The sequence below is a fragment of the Nonomuraea zeae genome (genome assembly GCF_005889725.1).
GTDB classification, from domain to species: Bacteria; Actinomycetota; Actinomycetes; order Streptosporangiales; family Streptosporangiaceae; genus Nonomuraea; species Nonomuraea zeae.
Window position 1 is genome coordinate 1 of record NZ_VCKX01000510.1, and the last position, 4,832, is coordinate 4,832.

6 protein-coding genes and 1 pseudogene are annotated in these 4,832 nt (G+C 72.1%); 4 read left to right on the plus strand and 3 right to left on the minus strand.

The annotated features are described in order from the left end of the window. Positions 1–205: 205 nt before the first annotated feature. The 3 genes from ETD85_RS60165 to ETD85_RS60175 are packed head-to-tail and all read right to left on the minus strand — an operon-like array spanning position 206 to position 2,733. Complete coding sequence (locus ETD85_RS60165) at positions 206–1,183, minus strand: endonuclease/exonuclease/phosphatase family protein (RefSeq protein WP_138698747.1); 978 nt, start codon at positions 1,181–1,183, stop codon at positions 206–208. A 47-nt stretch (positions 1,184–1,230) separates the two neighbouring features. Next, positions 1,231–2,154, minus strand: coding sequence for a fructosamine kinase family protein (locus ETD85_RS60170; RefSeq protein ID WP_138698744.1), 924 nt, complete (start codon positions 2,152–2,154; stop codon positions 1,231–1,233). A 33-nt stretch (positions 2,155–2,187) separates the two neighbouring features. Beyond that, positions 2,188–2,733: an AAA family ATPase gene (locus tag ETD85_RS60175; RefSeq protein ID WP_138698745.1), complete on the minus strand. Its 546-nt coding sequence runs from the start codon at positions 2,731–2,733 to the stop codon at positions 2,188–2,190. A 357-nt stretch (positions 2,734–3,090) separates the two neighbouring features. Between ETD85_RS60175 and ETD85_RS64190 the strand changes: the two genes are divergently transcribed. From ETD85_RS64190 to ETD85_RS60190, 4 genes and pseudogenes are all read left to right on the plus strand, one after another. After that, positions 3,091–3,249: a hypothetical protein gene (locus ETD85_RS64190; protein ID WP_170247465.1), complete on the plus strand. Its 159-nt coding sequence runs from the start codon at positions 3,091–3,093 to the stop codon at positions 3,247–3,249. 157 nt (positions 3,250–3,406) lie between these two features. Continuing rightward, entirely contained in the window at positions 3,407–3,841 is a 435-nt protein-coding gene (locus tag ETD85_RS60180; RefSeq protein ID WP_170247466.1) for a BP74-related protein, read from the plus strand. A 249-nt stretch (positions 3,842–4,090) separates the two neighbouring features. After that, positions 4,091–4,414 (plus strand): hypothetical protein, encoded by a 324-nt coding sequence (locus tag ETD85_RS60185; RefSeq protein ID WP_138698746.1) that lies wholly within the window; start codon positions 4,091–4,093, stop codon positions 4,412–4,414. Then, positions 4,411–4,832 (plus strand): annotated as a pseudogene (locus tag ETD85_RS60190) (hypothetical protein); the annotation flags it as partial. The gene ETD85_RS60185 and the pseudogene ETD85_RS60190, both read left to right, overlap by 4 nt.

The following is a 4,832-nucleotide window of genomic DNA, read 5'->3' on the forward strand; positions in this document are numbered from 1 at the left end:
GGGACGGCGGGGGTGGTGCGGCGCCGCACCGGGCGGCCGTCAGGACGGCCACGATCAGGGTGAGCAGGCGCCTGGTCGCCGAGCTCCTGGCCATCGCGCCTCCCGCTCCCCGGACGCCCGGCCGGGCGCGCTGGACGTTCTGCTGGCAGTGTGCGCCTGGTGTGCGGGCTCGCGCATCCGGCTCGCCGCGCTCTTTTCGCGGATGTCAGAGTTTGATCCGGGCCGCGACCGGGCGGTGGTCGCTGCCTGTGGCGGGCAGGGTCCAGGTGGTGACCGGAGTGGCCGCGCGGGTCATGACGTGGTCGATCCGGGCGATGGGGAAGGCGGCGGGCCAGCTGAAGCCGAACCCTTCCCGCGCCGGGGTCATCTGGGACAGGACCGGGTCCAGGCCGCGGTCGTCGAGGGTGCTGTTGAAGTCGCCCAGCAGGACGACCCTGTCCCGTTTCTCCGCGGCCAGGGCCGCGCCCAGGGCGGCGGCGCTCTCGTCCCTCCAGCCGGAGCCGAACCCGTCCGGCAGCCGGATGCGGACCGAGGGCAGGTGGGCGACGTACACGGCCAGGTCGCCGGAGGGCGTGCGCGCGGTGGAGCGCAGCCCGCGGCTCCAGTCCGCGCCGGCGGCCGCGGGCTTGATGTCCACCGGGCGGGAGTCCGTCAGGGGATGCCTTGACCAGAGCCCGACGGTGCCCACGACCGTGTGGTGGGGATGGCCTGGCGCGAGAACGGCCTGGTAGACGGGCAGGGCGGCGGGGGTCAGCTCCTCCAGTGCGATGAGGTCGGCGCCGGTCCGGGCCAGGGCTCGCGCGGTGCCCGCCGGATCGGGGTTGTCGTCGCTGACGTTGTGCTGGAGCACGGTCAGGTCGTGAGCCGCCGGGGGGCCGGCGGGGAACAGCCGCCCGCCGAAGAGCCCTGCCCACAGTGCCGCGGGCAGGACGGCGGCCAGGGCCGCGGTGGCCGAGCGGCGCAGCAGCGCCAGGGCCAGCAGCACGGGGACGGCCAGGCCGGTCCAGGGCAGGAAGGTCTCCAGCAGGCTGCCGAGATTGCCGGGGGTGTTGGGGACGAGGCGGGGAAAGGCCAGCAGCGCGCCTGCCAGTATGGCGGCCGAGGCCAGGACTCGCCCGCGCGTCCAGGCGGTCCGGCCTGGGACGTCGCTTGGGGTGTCCGCGTCCCGGCGCCACCAGCCGATGCGGCGTCTCCCCGTGGCGCCTGCTGTGCGCCTGGGCTGCCGGGGTTTCACCGTTTGCGCGCGAAAGGCGCGATGATCGTGCGGACGGCCTGGGCCGCGCCCCAGTGATCGTCATCGTGGGCGATCGTGCTCAGCAGCTCGCGCAGGTTCAGCAGCGGCGCGCGCTCGCGCCAGCCGTCCCGCAGGGGCAGCACCTCGGCGTACGCCTCGAAGAAGCGGTTGGAGGCGGGTGGCCGCGTGGAGCACCACAGCATGCTCACGTCCACCTCCGCCCAGGTGTAGGAGACGGCCGGGTCCACCAGGACGGGGTGCCCGCCGGGGCGGGACAGGACGTTCTCGCGCCACAGGTCTCCGTGGGTCAGCACCGGCGGCATGTCCGGGATCAGGTCGGGGAGCGCGGCGCACAACCGTTCGACAGCCTGCCGGTCCTCCTTGCCGAACGCGGCCTCCACCAGCGGTTCGGGCAGCCAGCGCAGGATGCGGTGCCGGGCGTAGAAGGCGTGGCCGTCGGTGTCCCAGGCGTTGTGCTGGCGTACGCGTCCGAGCCAGCCGTCCTGATGCCAGCCGAAGCGGCCGGTGGCGGTGGTGGCGTGCAGGGTGGCGATGCTGTGCCCCAGCCTTTCCCAGAACCGGGCGTCGCCGTCCGGCCGGGGCGCGAGCGGCTGGAGGACGAGCAGCCCGGGGCGCACCGCCAGCACCTCGGGTGTCGCGACGCCGCCGAGCTCGCGTAACGCCCGCAGTCCTTCGGCCTCGATCTCGAACACGTCGCCGCCGCCGGTCTCGCCGTCACCGTCACCTGTGCCCGTGCCCGTGCCTGTGCCTGCGCCTTTGCCTTCCAGCGTCTTGGCGAAGACCTGCGAGCCGTCGGCCAGGGTCGCCAGGCCCGCGGTGGCCACGACTCCGCCTGTCACCCGGCGTACGGACCGGGCGGGGAACCCGGCCTCGCGCAGCCGCCGTACCAGAAGCTCCACATCGTCCTCCCACCGCAGGGCGTCCCTTGATGGTCATGATGCCGTGTCGAGCCGTTTCCTGATCTCCGCCGCCCGCTCCGGCAGCGCACCGGGGGAGATCTGGACGCAGGCGTAGCCGAAGGAGGCGTAGGCGTCGTGGTGGATCCGTTCGAAGCGCAGCGACTCCTCGAAGGTGATCCGCCGTGCGCCGGTGGGGGTGACGATTCCGAGGTTGGCGATGAAGAAGACCGTCCTGTCGTAGATCTGCTCGCCCTGGATGCGGTCCAGCTCGCGGGCCAGGGCGGGGCCGACGGGGTGGCCGAGGTAGGTGGCCAGGGCGTAGGTGCAGATCGGCGAGCGGTCGTAGAGTTGCACGTCGCCGGGCAGGGCCGCGGCCCGTTCCTGCCGCCGGCGCTGCAGGGCGGCGATGTCTTCGGTGAAGGACGGCGTGGTCCACGGCTCGGCCTCGCCCTGGGCCTGGCGCAGGGCGATGACGTCGGTCGCCGCCTCTTCCACGACGGTGCAGCCGTCGTTCTCCAGCCACCGCAGGATCGCGGTCTTGCCGGCTCCGGGGGTGCCGGTGAGGATGAAACGCTTCATGGATCACTTCCGGGCATGTCGGGGCCGCCGCGTGGCGCGGCGGCGGTCTCTCGGATGGGTGGCCCCGTGGATGAGGAGCTGCGGCTCCTTGGGGGCGTACGCGGCCCCGGGCGGAAGGTGCGGCGGCGGGGCGTTCGCACCGGGCGCGGACTCGGCCGGCGGCGGGTGCGAACCCCACCCTATCTCCGGCGGCGCGGCCGGCGCGTTCGTGACGGTGCCTGATGCGCGCCCTGAAGAGTGGAGTACAGCACGCCTGATCAGGCGTGCTCCCCGGTTCATAGCGGATTCATAGCGAACCTGAATCGCTCTTGCCTAGCGTGCGTCGCGACTCAACCACCGAAACAGCGGAGGGTAACCGTGCTCAAGAAGCTCTCCCTTTCCCTCACGGCAGGAGCGCTGGCCGCGGCCACGCTCCTCCTGGCCGCCGGTCCGGCAGCCGCCGGCAACGAGTACTGGCCCAAGGGCTCCGGGGTGGCCCCGATGGGCGAGGAGTACTGGCCCAGGGGCGGCGGGTAGCTGCTGCTCGTGGGGGTGTAGACGTCCCTGCCCGCCCTCTGAGGAAGGGCGGGCAGGGGCCCTTCCCCCACGAGTCTCATCACTTTATGGAGTCAGTCGATTACAATCAGTGGCTAGAGGTTGCAGGATGCGACCCCGAGCACCGGAGGTGCCCCCCATGCCACGCGCCCTCAACAAGATCATTGCTGTACTCGTCTCGCTGACCATGCTCGGCCTCACCACGGCGACCCCCGCCCACGCGGCCGGCGAAGCCTATTTCGAGTTCACCGACACCAACGGCTATCCCCGATTCGTCATCCAGCTCACCGACGAGGCCAAGATCGCACACGCCCGCAGGATCCTCAGCGGCGACGAAACCTGGCGCGTTCACGTCCATGGCCGGATCGTCAAGCGTCCCGTCGCCTACAACGCCAGGTGGAGCTACCACCTCCAGCCCGACACGATCGACTTCTTCGAGATGGCGATCGAGGTCTGCGACTCCAGCATCCAGTACCTCGAAGACCACCTTGACGAGGCCGGCGGCGCCTTCCTGCCGGGCGGCCACTGGTGCCCGTGGAGCTCCCGCCTGGTCCGCGAGCTCCCCGGCCGGTAGACCGGCCTCCGGGCACTCCCGGCCGGACACCACGCATGCGCCCTCACCTGTTTCCCGCAGGTGGGGGCGCTCTGCTGTCGCCAGAAGGCCGCGCGCGCCGGTCCCCGCGAAGGGGCCCTCGAACGGCGGCCTGACGACCCCCTGGCAAGGTCGCTTGCGCACGCCCGTATTCGCGGACTGGTCGGTGATAAGTTCCCTTATCGCGGGTCAGAATTGATCCACTTCCCCCCACCTGAAAGCGAGACGAACGTGAGTAGTCGTCGCGACAGTGATGTGTACCGGTTCGGCCCTCCGCGAAGCGAGCCGCTGGACGAGGCGGTGCCGCTGCCCGTCTACAGTCCCGCCGGTCCCGTCCCGGGTGTGGATCTGTACGAGGTGGCTGCGCTGTCCGCCCAGCAGGACGGCACCCTCGGCTGGTCGACGATCGGCTGGCCGGCCTCGCAGTCGGACGCCGAGTTCATCGCCAAGGCGTACGTCGCCCGAGTCGACCGCCTGTATCAGGCGGCGCAGGTCTGGCACCGCGGCACGGTCGTCGGCGACTACCGCCGTGACGACAGACGAGGCCAGACGTGACGGCTGAGCTCGTCCCGCCGCAAGGCGGCGAGCTCGACGCCGAGCTCCTCGCCGGGCTTCCGGCTCTGGACGAGGCCACGGCCCGGCACGTGCGCAAGCCGCGCAACACCGAACGCAACTACGCGGGCGACTGGCGCACCTGGCAGCGCTACGCCGCGCAGCTGCGCATCCCGGAGCGGGCGGCGACGATCGGCTCGTTCGCGGGGTTCGTGCTGTGGCTGCGCCGCGACGGCAAGGCTCCTGCGACGGTGGAGCGGCGCGTCTACGGTGTGACCGTGACGCTGCGCTCGCTCGGCGTCGAGGTGCCGCAGGAGGCGGCCGACGGCGCCCGGCTCGCGCTGGAGGCGTACCGGCGTGACCTCGCCGAGGCGGGGGAGACCCGAGGCCGCGGGCGGGCGGGGGTGGTGACGATCCGGGA